Below are 18,087 nucleotides of genomic sequence, written 5' to 3' on the forward strand. Positions count from 1 at the left end.
CTTGCGCATTTGATTTCCTGCGGAGAGGCGATCCGAGTCGCGATGTCTGGGAACACCGAGATGCACAACGATCCGATCGCCGTCGTCGGATTGGCCTGCCGCCTTCCGGGCGCGACCGATCCGGACGAATTCTGGACACTTCTGCGCAATGGCGTCGAAGCCATTACCGGAATACCCGGGGACCGTTCCTGGATCACCGGAGCCGACCCGGAAACCAGCCGCGGCGGATTCATCGGGCAGGTCGACCGGTTCGACCCGGAATTCTTCGGGATATCGCCACGCGAAGCCGCCGCCATGGACCCGCAGCAACGGCTCGTGCTCGAACTGGGCTGGGAGGTGCTGGAGGACGCGGGTACCGTCCCGGCCGCCCTGACGGGAAGCCGCACCGGCGTCTTCGTCGGCGCCATCGCGGACGACTACGCGGCCCTCCAGCACCAGTTGGGCCTGCCGGCCCTCACCCAGCACTCGCTGACCGGACTGCAGCGCAGCATCATCGCCAACCGTCTCTCCCACACCCTCGGGTTGCGCGGCCCCAGCCTGGTCGTGGACACGGGCCAGTCCTCGTCGCTGGTCGCCGTCCACCTGGCCTGCGACAGCCTGCGGCGCGGAGAGTCGCACCTCGCCCTGGCCGGCGGCGTCAACCTCAACCTCGCCCCCGAGAGCTTCGCCGGCGCCTCGACGTTCGGCGCCCTCTCCCCCGACGGCCGGTGCCACACCTTCGACGCCCGGGCCAACGGATACGTCCGGGGCGAGGGCGGCGCCCTCGTGGTCCTCAAGCCGCTCTCCCGGGCGGTCGCCGACGGCGACCGGGTCTACTGCCTGATCCACGGCTCGGCCACGAACAACGACGGCGGCGGCCTCAACCTGACCACGCCCGACCGGGCCGGGCAGGAAGAGGTCCTGCGCGAGGCCTACCGGCTCTCCGGGGTCGCCCCCGCCGAGGTGCGGTACGTGGAGCTGCACGGCACCGGCACCAGGGTCGGCGACCCGATCGAGGCGGCGGCCCTCGGAGCGGTGCTGGGCGCGGCCCGGCCCGCCGACGACCCGCTGCGGGTCGGCTCCGCCAAGACCAACGTCGGCCACCTGGAAGGCGCGGCCGGCATCACCGGCCTGCTGAAGGCCGTCCTCTCCCTCCACCACGCCGAACTGCCGCCCAGCCTCAACTTCGAGACGCCCAACCCCGCCATCGCGCTGGACGCCTTGAACCTCCGGGTGCAGACCGAGCGCGAGGCGTGGAACCGCCCCGACGGCGGACCGCTGATCGCCGGCGTCAGCTCGTTCGGCATGGGCGGCAGCAACTGCCATGTGGTGCTGTCCAGTTGGCCGGAGGCGGAGCAGCCCGCCGCGGCACCCGGCAGCGGCTCCGTGGTCCCGTGGGTCGTGTCGGGCAGGTCGGCGGCGGCGCTGCGGGCCCAGGCCTCGCGGCTGCGCGAGTACGTGGCGGCCTCGCCGGAGCTGTCGCCGATGGATGTCGGCCACTCGCTGGCGACCGGCCGCACCGCCTTCGGGCACCGGGCCACGGCGGTCGGGCGCGATCGCGACGAACTGCTCCGCGCTCTGGAGGACTTGGCCTCCGAAGACGCGACGGGCACGCGGGTCACCGATGGGCCGACCGCCTTCCTGTTCACGGGCCAGGGCGCGCAGCGGGTCGGCATGGGCCAGGAGTTGTACGCGGCGTTCCCGGTGTTCGCCGCCGCGTTCGACGAGGTCTGCGCCGTTCTCGACGACCATCTCGACCGTCCGCTGCGCGAGGTCGTCTCCTCCGACGCCGACGCGCTGGAGGGCACCGGATACGCGCAGGTCGCGCTGTTCGCGATCGAGGTCGCGCTCTACCGCCTGGTCGAATCCTGGGGCGTGCGCGCCGACTTCCTCGTCGGGCACTCGGTCGGCGAACTCGCCGCCGCCCATGTCGCGGGTGTGTGGTCGCTCGCCGACGCCTGCGCGCTGGTGGCCGCCCGCGGCCGCCTCATGCAGGCCCTGCCCAGCGACGGTGCCATGGTCTCCGTCATCGCCTCCGAGGACGACGTCCTCCCGTTCCTGGGAGGTCGCGAGGACCGTGTCTCCATCGCCGCCCTCAACGGCCCCACCTCCACCGTCATCTCCGGCCACGAGGAAGCGGTCCTGGCCATCGCCGAAGCGGGCGGCTGGAAGTCCACTCGCCTGCGGGTCAGCCACGCCTTCCACTCCCCCTTGATGGAGCCGATGCTGGAGGAGTTCCGCCAGATCGCCCAGGGCCTGGAGTACCACGAACCCACGATCACCCTCATCTCCAACGTCACCGGCGACATCGCCTCCGCGGAACTCGTCTGCTCGCCGGACTACTGGGTGCGCCACGTCCGCGAATCCGTCCGCTTCCACGACGGCATGACCACCCTGAACGCGCACGGCGTCACCCGCTACCTCGAACTCGGCCCCAACGCCGTCCTCACCACCATGGGCCAGTCCTGCGTCCAGGACGGCGAGTTCATCGCCGTCCTCCGCAAGGACCGCCCCGAGGAAGAGTCCGCGATCACCGCGCTGGGCCGCCTCCACGCCACCGGCCTCACCGTCGACTGGGACCCCGTCTTCCCCGGCGCCCACCGCGTCGACCTGCCCACCTACGCCTTCCAGCGCGACCGCTACTGGCTCGACACCCCGATCCCCGAGCTCGACGCCGCCGGCACCGAGGAGCCCTCCACCTGGCGCGACCGCCTGGCCGCCCTCCCCGACGAGGCCGAGCAGCAGGAGGCCGCCGAGGAACTCGTCCGCACGTACGCCGCGTTCGTCCTCGGCCACACCACGCCCGGCGCGATCGACACGGACCGGGCCTTCAAGGAGCTGGGCTTCGACTCGATCAGCTCGGTCGAACTGCGCAACCGGCTGAACGCCGCCACCGGACTGCGGCTGCCCGGCACGGCCCTCTTCGACCACCCCACGCCCGCCGCCCTGGCCCGCCGCATCCGTTCGTCCGCCGTGGAGCTCGACGCGCGAGGCCGCACCTTCGACCTCCCCGACTCCCCCCGCCCGCCCGCCGGCGCCGGAGGCGATCACGACCCGATCGCGATCGTCTCGATGAGCTGCCGGCTCCCGGGTGGCGTACGGACCCCCGAGGACCTGTGGGAGGTGGTCGCCGCCGGCCACGACGTCGTGGCGGGATTCCCCACCGAGCGCGGCTGGGACCTGGCGGACCTGTACGACCCCGACCCGTCCAAGCAGGGCAAGAGCTACGTCCGGGAAGGCGGCTTCCTCCACGACGCGGGCTGGTTCGACCCCGCCTTCTTCGGCATCAGCCCCCGCGAGGCCCAGGCCATGGACCCCCAGCAGCGGCTGCTGCTGGAGACCTCCTGGGAGGTCCTGGAGCGCGCGGGCATCCGGCCCGCGTCGCTGAAGGGCAGCCGCTGCGGGGTGTTCGTCGGCGCCATGCCCCAGGACTACGGGCCCCGGATGGAGGAGCCGTCGGAGGGGTACGAGGGCTACCTGCTGACCGGCAGCACGACCAGCGTCATCTCCGGCCGGATCTCCTACACCCTCGGTCTCGAAGGCCCCGCCGTCTCGGTGGACACCGCGTGCTCGGCCTCCCTGACGGCCATCCACCTGGCCGCCCAGTCGCTGCGCCGGGGCGAGTGCTCCCTGGCGCTGGCCGGCGGTGTCACCGTGATGTCCAGCCCCGGCATCTTCGTCGAGCTCAGCCGGCAGAAGGCGCTCTCCGCCGACGGCCGCTGCAAGGCCTTCTCCGCGCAGGCGGACGGCACCGGCTGGGGCGAGGGCGCCGGCATGATCCTGCTGGAGCGGCTGTCCGACGCCCGGCGCAACGGCCACCAGGTGCTCGCCGTGATCCGCGGCAGCGCCGTCAACCAGGACGGTGCGAGCAACGGTCTGACCGCCCCGCACGGACCCTCGCAGCAGCGGGTGATCCGGGCGGCGCTCACGGACGCGGGCCTGTCCACCCGGGACGTGGACGCCGTCGAGGCGCACGGAACGGGCACCGCCCTCGGCGACCCGATCGAGGCCGGGGCGCTGCTCGCGACCTACGGCCAGGACCGGTCGGACGGGCAGCCCCTGTGGCTCGGCTCGCTGAAGTCCAACTTCGCCCACCCCCAGGCGGCGGCCGGGGTGGCCGGGGTGATCAAGATGGTGATGGCCATCCGCCACGGCCTGCTGCCGCAGACCCTGCACGTCGACGAGCCCTCCCCGCACGTGGACTGGGAGTCGGGCGCGGTACGGCTGCTGACCGACGCGACGCCGTGGCCGGCGACCGGGCGCCCGAGGCGGGCCGGCGTCTCCTCCTTCGGGATCAGCGGCACCAACGCCCACGCCATCATCGAGCAGGCCCCGCAGGACACCGGCCCCGCCCCGGCGGACGCGGAGCCTGAGGGCACCCTCCCCGGCCCGCTCCCGTGGACGCTCTCCGGCCGGACGGACCAGGCGCTGCGCGCCCAGGCCGAGCGGCTGCGCGCACACCTCACGGCCCACCCCGCCGCCGGGCTCGCCGACCTCGGGTACTCCCTCGCCACCACGCGCACCGCGTTCTCGCACCGCGCCGCGATCGTCGCCGACGACCGCGCGGGCTTCCTCCAGGGGCTCGACGCGCTGGCGGACGGCGCGACCGTGCCCGACCTGGTGCAGGCCACCGGCGGCGAGCGGCGCAAGGTCGCCTTCGTCTTCCCCGGCCAGGGCTCGCAGTGGCTCGGCATGGCGCAGCAGCTGTGGCAGGACTCCCCGGTCTTCGCCGAGCAGCTGCGGGCGTGCGCCGAGGCGTTCGAGCCGTTCATCGACTGGTCGCTGCCGGCCGTGCTGCACGGCGAGCCGGACGCGCCCTCGCTGGACCGCATCGACGTGATCCAGCCGACGCTGTTCGCGGTGATGGTGTCGCTGGCGGCCGTGTGGCGGTCGTACGGGATCGAACCCGCGGCCGTGGTCGGGCACTCCCAGGGCGAGATCGCCGCGGCGTACGTCGCCGGCGCTCTGACGCTGGAGGACGCGGCCCGCATCGTGGCCCTGCGCAGCCGGCTGTGGTCGGAGCTCACCGGCAAGGGCGGCATGACGGCCGTGTCCCTGCCCGCCGACGAGGCCCGCGAGCGCATCGCCCGCTGGTCCGACCGGCTGTCGATCGCCGCCGTCAACGGCCCGAGGTTCGTGACCGTCTCGGGCGACCCCGGGGCGCTCGACGAGCTGCTGGCCGCGCTGGAGGCCGAGGGGGTCCAGGCCCGCCGGATCCGCGGCGTCGACACCGCCGGCCACTCCGCCCAGGTGGACGTCCTGCGCGACCGCATGCTGGAGGGGCTGCGGACGGTGGCGCCGACGGCCTCCGCCGTCCCGTTCTTCTCCACCGTGACCGGCGAGCGGCTGGACACCCGCGAGCTGGACACCGGGTACTGGTACCGGAACATCCGCGACACGGTCGACTTCGAGCAGGCCGCGCGGGCGCTGATGGCCGCGGGCTTCACCGGCTTCGTCGAATGCAGCCCGCACCCGGTGCTGTTGACGGCGCTCCAGGAGATCGCCGAGGAGGCCGGCACCGGGATCGCGACCGTGGGCACGCTGCGCCGCGAGGAGGGCGGGGCGCGGCGCTTCGTCGCCTCCCTCGCGCAGGCCCAGGTCCAGGGGATCGAACCCGACTGGGCGACGGTCTTCGCCGGGCACGGCGCGCGGCGGGTGGAGCTGCCGACCTACGCCTTCCAGCGCGAGCTGTACTGGCTCTCCCGGCCCGCTCCGAGCGGTGACGTGTCGTCGGTGGGCCTGGAGCCGGCCGACCACCCGCTGCTCGGCGCCGCGGTCGCCCTCGCCGGGGCGGACGACCACCTGTTCACCGGCCGCCTGTCCGTGCGGACGCATCCCTGGCTCGCCCACCACACGGCGCTGGGCACCCCGGTGCTGCCGGGCGGCGCCTTCGTCGAACTCGCCGTCCGCGCGGGGGACCACCTCGGGTACGAGCGGATCGAGGAACTGCTCGTCGAGGCCCCGCTGGCCCTTCCCGCCCAGGGTGCGGTGGTGATCCAGGTCCGCCTCGGCGCGGCCGAGGACGACCGGCGGACCTTCGAGGTGTTCGCGCGGCCGGAGCGGGCCGAGGCTGACCAGCCCTGGCAGCGGCACGCCACCGGCCTCCTCGCGGCCGCCGCCGGCACGGCCGAGCCGTTCGACCTGACGGCCTGGCCGCCGCCCGGCGCCGTCCCGGCGGAGGGCCCGGGGACGGACGGGATCACCGCCCTGTGGCGGCTCGGCGACGAGGTGTACGCCGAGCTCGCCCTGACCGAGGACACTGCGGGCGAAGCCGCCCTGTTCGGCCTGCACCCGGCGTTGCTGGAGGCCGCCGTGGGCGCGGCGGACGCGATCGGCCGCGAGGACGGTGCCGCGGGCGCGGACCACGACGCCCGGCTGGCGTTCGCCTGGAAGGACGTCACGCTCCACGCGACCGGTGCGTCCGCCCTGCGCGCCCGGCTCACCCCCACCGGCCCCGACGGGATGTCCGTCGCGCTCGCCGACCCGACCGGCCGGCCCGTGGCGGCCATCGGCGAGGTGGCGCTGCGCGCGACGCGCCCGGAGGAGGTCCGGAGCGGCCGTCCCGCGTTCCACCCGTCGCTGCTGCGCGTGACGTGGAGCCCGGTGCGCGGCGGCGGGTCCCCGGGCTCCCGCCGGTGGGCGGTCCTCGGTGACGACGGCCTCGCGCTGCGCCCCGCCCTCAACCTGCCGGCCTTCGACCCGGAGGCGGAGCCCACCGACGTGCCGGACGCGGTGCTGGTCGCCTGCACCCCGCCGCACGGCACCGCCGCGGACACCGCGGACGCCGTACGGGACGTCACGCACCGGGCCCTGGCGCTCGCCCAGCGCTGGCTCTCCGACGAGCGGCTCGCCTCCTCCCGGCTGGTGTTCGTGACCCGGGGCGCCGTCGCGGCCGCTCCCGACGAGGACGTGCCCGACCCGGCCCACGCCGCGCTGTGGGGGCTGATCCGCTCGGCGCAGACCGAGGAGCCGGACCGGTTCGTGCTGGTGGACCTCGACGCGGCCCCGGAGTCGCTGCGCGCGCTTCCGGCCGCGCTGGCCTCCGGCGAGCCCCAGCTCGCCGTCCGCGACGGCGCCGTGCTCGTTCCCCGGCTCGCCCGGGTCCCGGCCGACGCCCCGGCCGTCCGGCCGTCGTTCGACCCCGACGGCACCGTGCTGATCACCGGCGGCACCGGGACGCTGGGCGCCCTGGCGGCCCGCCACCTGGTGACCGAGTACGGCGTGCGGCACCTGCTGCTGACCAGCCGCCGCGGGCCCGACGCCGCGGGCGCGGCGGAGCTGCGCTCCGAACTGGGCGCCGCCGGCGCCTCGGTGACGGTGGCCGCGTGCGACGTCGCGGACCGCGCGGCGCTCGCGGAGCTGCTGGCCCGCGTGCCCGCCGGGCACCCGCTGAGCGCGGTGATCCACACGGCCGGTGTGCTGGACGACGGCGTCGTCGCTGCCCTGACCCCGGAGCGGGTCGACGCCGTCCTGCGGCCCAAGGTGGACGCGGCGGCGAACCTGCACGAGCTGACCGCCGGCCTGGACCTGACCGCCTTCGTGCTGTACTCCTCCGTCGTCGCCACCATCGGCGGCGCCGGACAGGCGAACTACGCCGCGGCCAACGCGTTCCTCGACGCCCTGGCCCGCCGCCGCCGCGCCGCCGGCCTGGCCGGCCAGTCGCTGGCCTGGGGCCTGTGGGTCGAGCGCAGCACCATGAGCGTCCACCTGGACGACACCGATGTGCAGCGGATGGCCCGGTCCGGCATCGCCGCCATGCCCTCGGCGGAGGGCATGGACCTGTTCGACACCGCCCTCGCGATCGGCGACGCCGCACTCGTCCCGGCCCGCACGGACCTGGCGGCGCTGCGGGCCCAGGCCGACACCCGGCCCGTGCCCCACCTGTTCCGGGGCCTGGTCCGGACGCCGAACCGGCGGGCGGCGCAGGGCCTCGCCGACTCCGGCGCCTCCTCGCTGGCCCAGCAGCTGGCGGGACTGCCCGGGCCGGAGCGCGACCGGTTCCTGCTGGACCTGGTGCGCTCCCACGCCGCGGCCGTCCTCGGACACGGATCCGCGGAGGCGATCTCCCCGGCCCGGGCGTTCCGCGAGGTCGGCTTCGACTCGCTGACCGCGGTGGAACTGCGCAACCGGCTGAACACCGCCACCGGGCTGCGGCTGCCGACCAGCCTGCTGTTCGACTACCCGACCCCCGAGACGCTCTCCGCGCACATCCGCACCGCGGCCCTCGGGGAGCCGGACGCCGCGGCCGCCCCGGCGACGCGCCCGGCCGCCGCCCCGGACGACGACCCGATCGCCATCGTCGCGATGAGCTGCCGCCTGCCCGGCGGCGTGCGCAGCCCGGAGGACCTGTGGCGGCTGGTGGTCGACGGCGGCGACGTGATCTCCACCTTCCCCACCGACCGGAACTGGAACGTCGAGGACCTCTACGACCCCAACCCGGACCAGCGCGGCAAGACCTACGCCAAGGAGGGCGGGTTCCTCTACGACGCCTACGACTTCGACCCGGAGTTCTTCGGGATCTCGCCGCGTGAGGCGCTGGCGATGGACCCCCAGCAGCGGCTGCTGCTGGAGACCTCCTGGGAGGTCGTGGAGCGCGCGGGCATCGACCCCGCCGCCCGGCGCGGAACGCCGACGGGCGTGTTCATCGGCACCAACGGGCAGGACTACGCCTCGCACCTGCGGCAGTTGCCCGAGGACCTGGAGGGCTACCTGCTGACCGGCAAGGCCGCCAGCGTGGTCTCCGGCCGCATCGCCTACGCCATGGGCCTGGAGGGTCCGGCGGTGACGGTGGACACGGCCTGCTCGTCGTCGCTGGTGGCGCTGCACCTGGCGGCGGAGTCGCTGCGGCGGGGCGAGTGCTCGATGGCGCTGGCCGGCGGTGTCACCGTGATGTCCACCCCCAGCCTCTTCATCGAGTTCAGCCGGCAGCGCGGACTGGCCCGCGACAGCCGTTCCAAGGCGTTCTCCGCGGCCGCCGACGGGACGAGCTGGTCCGAGGGCGCCGGGATGGTCCTGCTGGAGCGGCTGTCCGACGCGCGGCGCAACGGCCACCAGGTGCTCGCCGTGCTCCGCGGCAGCGCGATCAACCAGGACGGCGCCAGCAACGGGCTGAGTGCGCCCAACGGCCCCGCCCAGCAGCGGGTGATCCGGGCCGCTCTGGCGAACGCGGGGCTGACGCCCGAGCAGGTCGACGCGGTGGAGGCGCACGGTACGGGCACCACACTGGGCGACCCGATCGAGGCCGGCGCCCTGCTCGCGACCTACGGCCAGGGGCGGCCGACCGACCGGCCGCTGTGGCTGGGCGCCCTGAAGTCCAACATCGGTCACACCCAGGCCGCGTCCGGCGTCGCCGGAGTCATCAAGATGGTGATGGCACTGCGGCACGGCCTGCTGCCCGCGACCCTGCACGTCAACGAGCCGTCGCCGCACGTCGACTGGTCGGCCGGCGCCGTCGAGCTGCTGACCGAGGCCCGACCCTGGCCGCAGACCGGCGCCCCGCGCCGGGCCGGCGTATCGGCGTTCGGAATCAGCGGCACCAACGCGCACGCCATCGTGGAGCAGGCCCCCGAGACTGCCGACGAGCCCACCACCGCACCTGGCAGCGGTCCCGTGGTCCCGTGGGTGCTGTCCGGCAAGACGGCGGCGGCACTGCGGGCGCAGGCCGAGCAGTTGCGCGAGCACGTCGCCGCCTCACCCGAGCTGTCGCCGGTGGACGTGGGCTACTCGCTGGCGACCGGCCGGACCGCCTTCGAGCACCGCGCGGCAGTCGTCGGGCGCAGCATCGAGGAACTGCTGAGCGCTCTGGAGGACGCTGCCGGCACTCAGGTGGTCGACGGCCTGACGGCGTTCCTTTTCACCGGCCAGGGCGCCCAACGACTCGGCATGGGGCAGGAGTTGCACGCGGCGTTCCCGGTGTTCGCCGCCGCGTTCGACGAAGTGTGCACGGTGGCCGACGGGTACTTGGACCGTCCGCTGCGCGAGGTCGTCTCCTCCGACGCCGACGCGCTGGAGGGCACCGGATACGCGCAGGTCGCACTGTTCGCGATCGAGGTCGCGCTCTACCGCCTGGTCGAATCCTGGGGCATACGCGCCGACTTCCTCGTCGGCCACTCCGTCGGTGAACTCGCCGCCGCCCACGTCGCGGGCGTGTGGTCACTCGCCGACGCCTGTGCGCTGGTGGCCGCCCGCGGCCGCCTGATGCAGGCCCTGCCCAGCGGCGGCGCCATGGTCTCCGTCATCGCCTCCGAGGACGACGTCCTGCCGTTCCTGGCGGGTCACGAGGACCGTGTCTCCATCGCCGCCCTCAACGGCCCCACCTCCACCGTCATCTCCGGAGACGAGGAAGCGGTCCTGGCCATCGTCGAAGCGGGCGGCTGGAAGTCCACCCGCCTGCGCGTCAGCCACGCCTTCCACTCCCCCCTCATGGAACCCATGCTGGAGGAGTTCCGCCAGATCGCCCAAGGCCTCGACTACCACCAGCCCACGATCACCCTCATCTCCAACGTCACCGGCGACATCGCCTCCCCCGAACTCGTCTGCTCACCCGACTACTGGGTGCGCCACGTCCGCGAATCCGTCCGCTTCCACGACGGCATGACGACCCTGAACGCTCGCGGCGTCACCCGCTACGTCGAGCTCGGCCCGGCCGCCGTCCTCACCGCCATGGGCCAAAGCTGCGTCGCCGAGGGCGAGTTCATCCCCCTCCTCCGCAAGGACCGCCCCGAAGAGGAATCCGCGATCACGGCGCTCGCCCGCCTGCACACCACCGGCCTCACCGTCGACTGGACCACCGTCTTCCCCGGCGCCCACCGCGTCGACCTGCCCACCTACGCCTTCCAACGCGACCGCTACTGGTTCGCGACGCCCGCCGTCGCCGACGCGCCGACGGCCGGAGCGCACGACCTCGCGTCCGCGTCGCCGTCCGCCGCCGTGGACGGGCGGTTCTGGGAGGCGGTCGAGCACCAGGACCTGGACGCGCTGGCGGCGATGCTGGAGGTCGACCCCGCCACGCCGCTGAGCGACATGGTGCCCCTGCTGTCCTCCTGGCACCGCCGGCAGAACGACCGGGCCGCCCTGGAAGCGTGGCGGTACCGGATCGCCTGGCACCCGGTGGCCACCGAGCCGCGCGGCACGCTGTCCGGCACCTGGCTGGTGGCCGTTCCAGCGGCGCCGGGATCCGGCGCCGACGCGCACGCCGCCGTCCTGCGCGCCCTGGCGGAGCGCGGAGCGCGGACGATCACCGTCGAGCTGGCCGAGGGCGGTCGCGACGCGGTCGCCGCACGGCTGCGGGAGGCCGCGGCCGGCGAGGCACCGGCGGGCGTGCTGTCCCTGCTCGCCTTCGCCGACGGGCCGGACCCGCGGCACCCGGTCCTGCCGCACGGCCTGGCACTGAACCTGGCCCTGGTGCAGGCGCTCGGGGACGCGCGGATCCCCTGCCCCCTGTGGCTCGCGACCCGCGCCGCCGTCTCGGTGAGCCCGACCGACCCCGTCGACCGTCCCGAGCAGGCCACCGTGTGGGGCCTGGGGCGCGTGGTCGGCCTGGAGCACCCCGAGCGCTGGGGCGGTCTGGTCGATCTGCCCGCCGTCGTCGACGAGCGCGCCGCGGCCCGGCTGGCCGGGGTCCTCGCCGCGGCGGGCGACGAGGACCAGTTGGCGGTGCGCACCGCGGGCGTCTTCGTCCGACGGCTGGTGCACGCCCCGCTGGGCGCGCCGGCCGACGAGGTCAAGTGGCAGCCCGGCGGCACCGTCCTCATCACCGGCGGCACCGGCGGCCTGGGTGCCCAGGTGGCCCGCTGGCTGGCCCGCACCGGGGCCGAGCACCTGGTGCTCACCAGCCGGCGCGGTTCGGCGGCGCCGGGGGCGGAGGACCTCGCGGCCGAACTGCGGGGCCTGGGCGCCCGGGTGACGGTCGCCGCGTGCGACGTCGCGGACCGGGCGGCGCTGGCCGCGCTGCTGGACGGCCTGGAGGCCGAGGGCTCGCCGGTTCGCGCGGTGTTCCACGCCGCCGGGGTGGTCCACTTCCAGCAGCTCGCCGACAGCACGCCGGCCGACTTCGCGGCGATGGCCGAGGGCAAGGTGTCCGGGGCCGTCCACCTCGACGAGCTCCTGGACGGCCCCCGTCTGGAGGCGTTCGTGCTCTTCTCGTCCGTCGCCGCCGCCTGGGGCAGCGGCGGGCAGGGCGCCTACGCCGCGGCCAACTCCTTCCTGGACGCGCTCGCCGAGAAGCGCCGGGCCCGCGGCCTGGCGGCCACCTCGGTGGCCTGGGGCCCCTGGGCGGACAAGGGCATGATCGAGGGCGAGGGCGTGGAGGAGCACCTGAGCCGCCGCGGCCTGCCGCCGATGGCGCCGGACCTGACGGTGGCGGCCCTGCACGGGGCGCTGGCCCGCCAGGAGACGACGCTGGTCCTCGCCGACGTGCGCTGGGACCGGTTCGTGCCGGGCTTCACCGCCGCCCGCCGCCGCCCGCTCATCGACGAACTGCCGGAGGTCCGGCGGGCGTTGGAGGCCGCCGCGGAGCCGGAGGCCACCGCGCGGGAGAGCGCCGGCAGCGTGACGGACGGCCTGGCCGCCCTGCCGGACGCGGAGCGGGAGCGGATCCTGACGGACCTGGTGCGCACGCACACCGCGGCCGTCCTCGGCCACTCCTCCCCCGACGCGGTCGCCGACGACCGCGCCTTCAAGGAGCTGGGGTTCGACTCGCTCACGGCCGTCGAGCTGCGCAACCGGCTGAACGCCGCCACCGGGCTGTCGCTGCCCGCCACGCTGATCTTCGACTATCCCGCCCCGGCTCCGCTCGCCCGGTTCCTGCGGGCCGAGCTGTTCCCGCCGCAGCCGCTGACGGCCGACGCCGTCCTCGACGACCTGGACCGGTGGGAGGAGGCGCTGGTGGAGATCACCGCGGACAGCGACGTCCGCGAGCGGCTCACCAGCCGTCTGCAGGGCCTGATGGCCCGGCTCGAAAGCACCGGCGGCAACGGCGGCACCCCGCAGGGCGGCGCCTCGGCCTCGGTCGAGGAGCAGCTGCTGACCGCTTCCGCCGACGAGATCTTCCAGCTGATCGACAACGACTTCGGGGCGTCCTGATGGCCAACGAGCAAGAAGAGAAGCTTCTCGACTACCTCAAGCGGGTCAGCACCGACCTGCACCGCACCCGCCAGCGCCTCCAGGAGGTGCAGGACAAGGAGCGGGAGCCGATCGCGATCGTGGGCATGGGCTGCCGCTTCCCTGGCGGGGTGCGCTCGCCCGAGGACCTGTGGGAGCTGGTCGCCACCGGCCGGGACGCGGTCTCCGCGTTCCCCACCGACCGCGGCTGGGACCTCGACGGCCTCTACGACCCGGACCCGGCCACCTCCGGCACCTGCAACACCCGCCAGGGCGGCTTCCTCTACGACGCCGGCCGGTTCGACCCGGCCTTCTTCGGGATCTCGCCGCGCGAGGCGCTGGCGATGGACCCGCAGCACCGGCTGCTCCTGGAGGTCTCCTGGGAGGCCGTCGAACGCGCCGGGATCGACCCGCTGTCGCTGAAGGGGGAGAACGCGGGCGTCTTCGTCGGCGCGACCTCCTTCCAGTACGGGGGCGATCCCGCGGTCGCGGACCCGAGCGTCGAGGGCCACCTGCTGATCGGCAACGTGACCAGCGTGGCCTCCGGCCGGATCTCCTACACCCTCGGCCTGGAGGGCCCCGCGATCACCCTGGACACCGCGTGCTCGTCCTCGCTGGTGACCCTCCACCTGGCCGTTCAGTCGCTGCGCCGGGGCGAGTGCTCGCTGGCCCTGGCGGGCGGCGCCGCGATCGTGGCCAACCCCGGTGTCTTCGTCGAGTTCAGCCGTCAGCGCGGCCTGGCCCCCGACGGCCGCTGCAAGGCCTTCGCCGCCGCCGCCGACGGCACCGGCTGGGGCGAGGGCGCGGGCATGGTGCTGCTGGAGCGGCTGTCGGACGCGCGGCGCAACGGGCACCCGGTGCTCGCGGTCGTCCGGGGCAGCGCGATCAACCAGGACGGCGCGAGCAACGGACTCAGCGCGCCCAACGGCCCCGCCCAGCAGCGGGTGATCCAGCAGGCGCTGGCCGCCGCCGAACTGACCGCGGCCGACGTCGACATGGTGGAGGCGCACGGCACCGGCACCCGGCTCGGCGACCCCATCGAGGCGCAGGCGCTGCTGGCCACCTACGGCCGGGGCCGCCCGGCCGGTCAGCCGCTGTGGCTCGGCTCGCTGAAGTCCAACATCGGCCACACCCAGGCGGCCGCCGGGGTCGGGGGCATCATCAAGACCGTCCTGGCGCTCCGCCAGGGCGTCCTGCCCGCGAGCCTCCACATCGACGAGCCCTCGCACGACGTGGACTGGTCGGCCGGCGCCGTGTCGCTGCTCCGCGAGGCCACCCCGTGGCCGGAGCTGGGACGCCCCCGCCGGGGCGCGGTGTCGGCGTTCGGGGTCAGCGGCACCAACGCGCACGTCATCCTGGAGCAGGCGCCGGCCGAGGAGGACGCGGAACCCGTCACCCCCGGCGCGACGGCCCCGGGCCCGCTGGCGTGGCCGCTGTCCGGCCGTACCGACGCCGCGCTGCGGGCCCGCGCCGTGCAGCTGCGGCAGCACCTGGACCGCCACCCGCAGGACGACCCGGCCGAGCTCGGGGCCGCGCTCGCGCACACCCGCTCCGCGTTCGAACGCCGCGCGGTCCTCGTCGGCCGCACCCGCGAGGACTTCCGCGCCGCCCTGGACGCGCTCGCCGCCGGCGCCGCCGCCCCGGGGCTGGCCGAGGGCGTCGCGGTGAACACCACCCGGCCGGTCTTCCTGTTCCCCGGCCAGGGCTCGCAGTGGGCGGGCATGGCCGTGGAACTGCTCGACTCCTCACCGGTGTTCGCCCGGCGCCTGGCCGACTGCGAACGCGCCCTGGCGCCGTTCGTGGACTGGTCGCCGACCGAGGTGCTGCGGGGAGTGCCGGGCGCGCCCTCGATGGAACGCGTGGACGTGGTCCAGCCGCTGCTGTTCTCGGTGATGGTGGCCCTCGCCGCCGTGTGGCGCTCCTACGGCGTGGAGCCCGCCGCCGTGGCGGGCCACTCCCAGGGCGAGATCGCCGCGGCGTGCGTGGCGGGCGCGCTGTCGCTGGAGGACGCCGCCCGGGTGGTGGCGCTGCGCAGCCAGGCGCTGCGGGCGCTGTCCGGCGACGGCGGGATGATGTCCGTCTCGCTGCCGCAGGACGAGCTCCTCGCCCGGATGGCGCCGTGGGGCGAGCGCCTGTCGCTGGCCGCCGTCAACGGCCCCGGCTCGATGGTGGTCTCCGGCGAACCCGGGGCGCTGCGCGAGCTGCTGGCGTCCTGCGAGTCCGACGGCGTCCGCGCGAGGATCATCCCCGTCGACTACGCCTCGCACTCGCGGCAGGTGGAGCGGATCCACGGCCGGCTGCTGGAGCTGCTCGCGCCGATCGCTCCCCGCCCGTCCGAGACGGTCTTCTACTCGACGGTCACCGGTGAGCCCCTCGACACCTCCGCCCTGGACGCCGAGTACTGGGCCCGGAACCTGCGCGAGACGGTCCAGCTGGAGCGGGCCACCCGCCGGATCCTGGCCGCGGGCCACCGGATCCTGGTCGAGGTGAGCCCCCACCCCGTCCTGGCCTTCGCCGTGCAGGAGACCATCGAGGCGGTCGGCGCGGAGGCGGCCGTCGTCGGTTCGCTGCGCCGCGACGAGGGCGGCCCCGACCGGATGCTGCTGTCGCTGGGCCAGGCGTACGTGCGCGGTGCCGCGGTCGACTGGTCGGCCGTCCACACCGGTCCGCGCACCCGCGCCGTGGAGCTGCCCACCTATCCCTTCCAGTACCGGCGCTACTGGCTGGAGACCTCCGCCGCGGCGTCCGCGACCGCGCAGGACCCGGTGGAGGACGCCTTCTGGGCGGCGGTGGAGCGCGAGGACCTCCCGGCGCTGGCCGCGGCCCTGGACGGCGACACCACGTTCGGCACCGGCACCCTGCTCGGCACCGACACCGATACCGGTGCCGGTACGGCCGCCGCGCTGCGCCCGGCGCTGTCCCTGCTGTCCGCCTGGCGCCGCCGGCGCACGGACGGCGCGGCGCTGGACTCCTGGCGGTACCGGATCGGCTGGCGGCCGCTCCCCGAGCCGGCCGGCGCGCCGCTCGCCGGCACCTGGCTGGTCGCCGTCCCGGCGGGACACACCGCGGACCAGCCGGCCGCGGCCGTTCTCGCCGGCCTCGCCGGCCTCGGCGCGGACCTCGTGCCCGTCGAGGTCGCCACCGGCACGGACCGCGCCGCCCTGGCCGGGCTGATCGGCGCGGCGTTGGAGGGCACCGCGACGGCACCCGCCGGGGTGCTCTCGCTGCTCGCGCTCGACGAGGCGCCCCGCCCCGGCGCCCCGTCCGTCCCCGCCGGGCTCGCCCTCACCCTGACGCTGGTCCAGGCGCTGGGCGACCGCGGGATCGAGGCGCCGCTGTGGCCGGCGACCCGGGGAGCGGTGTCGACCGGCGCCGACGACCGGCTCGACAGCCCCGCCCAGGCGGCCGTCTGGGGGCTGGGCGCGGTGGCCGGCCTGGAGTCCCCGCAGCGCTGGGGCGGTCTGGTCGATCTGCCGGCGGTCCTCGACGACCGGGCGGTGGCCAGGCTGGCCGCCGTGCTGGCCGGTCAGGCCGGCGTGGCCGGCGTGGGCGGCTTGGGCGGCGACGAGTTCGAGGACCAGCTCGCGATACGGAGCGCGGGCGTGTTCGCCCGCCGACTGCTGCGCGCCGCCGCCGCGCCGGCCCCCTCGGCCGGCTGGCAGCCGAGCGGCACCGTCCTGATCACCGGCGGGACGGGCGGCGCGGGCGCCGCGGTGGCCCGCCGACTGGCCCGGGAGGGCGCCGAGCACCTGGTGCTGGTCGGCCGGCGCGGCAGCGCGGCACCCGGCGCCGGGGAGCTGGCGGCCGAACTCACCGCGTCCGGCGCCCGGGTCACGGTCGCGGCCTGCGACGTCGCGGACCGCGCCGCACTCGCCGGCCTGCTGGAGTCCCTGCCGAGGGAGCTGCCGCTGACCGCAGTGGTGCACGCCGCGGGCGTCCTAGACGACGGCGTCCTCGACACCCTGACGGCCGAGGAGGCCGACCGGACCCTGCGGCCGAAGGTGACCGGGGCGCTGAACCTGCACGAACTCACCAAGGACTGCGACCTGTCCGCGTTCGTGCTCTTCTCCTCCATCGCCGGCACCGTGGGCGCCGCCGGCCAGGGCAGCTACGCCGCCGCGAACGCCGTCCTGGACGCACTCGCGCGCCAGCGCCACGCGGACGGGCTGGCCGCCACCTCGGTGGCCTGGAGCGCGCTCGCCGACGGCGGGATGATCGACGAGGCGGTGGCGGAGCAGCTGCGGCGGCGCGGCGCGGCCCCGATGGCCGGCGACCGGGCCGGTGACGCGCTGCTCCGGGCGGTGGGCGGCGGCGAGCCGTGCCAGGTGGTCGCCGACCTCGACTGGGAACGCTTCGCGCCCGGACTCACCGCCGGCCGGCCGCTGCCCCTGCTGCGCGACCTTCCGCAGGCCCGGGCGGCCCTCGCGTCCGCCCCCGGCCCGGAGGGCGAGGACCACGACGACGCCGAGGCCCTGCTGCGGCGCCTCGCCGCGCTGGGCGGCGCGGACCGGCAGCGGGTGCTGCTCGACCTGGTCAGGTCGCTGGCCGCCGTCGTCCTCGGCCACCCCGACTCCACCGCCGTCGAGGCCGACCGGGCGTTCAAGGAGCTGGGATTCGACTCGCTCACCGCGGTGGAGCTGCGCAACCGCCTGGGCGTGGCCACCGGGCTCCGGCTGCCGGTCACGCTGGTCTTCGACCACCCCTCCGCCGCCGCGCTGGCCGCCCACCTCGACGCCGAACTGCTGCCCGACGGCGGCTCGCCCGCCGGGCCCGTCCTCGCCGAACTGGACCGGCTGGAGGCGTCACTGACGGCGATGGGCCCCGACGAGGCCGCCCGCGCCGCGGTGTCCGAGCGCCTGCAGTCCCTGCTGCGCAGCTGGTCCGGCTCCTCCGGGGAGCACGGCACCGTCGACGACCTCGATGCGGCCACCGACGAGGAGATGTTCGACCTGCTGGACCTGGAACTCGACGACATCGCATGAACCACCGCACACCCACCCACGGCCT

At 75.4% G+C, this 18,087-nt stretch carries 2 protein-coding genes; both read left to right on the forward strand.

The window, feature by feature from the left end; genetic code table 11:
* The first annotated feature begins 42 nt into the window (after nucleotides 1-42).
* On the forward strand, nucleotides 43-13,062 hold the full coding sequence (locus ACFCLZ_RS04850) for a type I polyketide synthase (RefSeq protein ID WP_380283414.1): 13,020 nt from the start codon (nucleotides 43-45) through the stop codon (nucleotides 13,060-13,062).
* The gene (locus ACFCLZ_RS04855; protein ID WP_380286078.1) at nucleotides 13,059-18,062 is read left to right on the forward strand and encodes a type I polyketide synthase; all 5,004 of its coding nucleotides are present in this window, start codon (nucleotides 13,059-13,061) and stop codon (nucleotides 18,060-18,062) included. The genes ACFCLZ_RS04850 and ACFCLZ_RS04855 overlap by 4 nt, the downstream gene beginning before the upstream one ends.
* Nucleotides 18,063-18,087 lie beyond the last annotated feature (25 nt).

Origin of the sequence: Kitasatospora purpeofusca (assembly GCF_042691725.1) — a bacterium.
Classification (GTDB): Bacteria; Actinomycetota; Actinomycetes; order Streptomycetales; family Streptomycetaceae; genus Kitasatospora; species Kitasatospora purpeofusca_B.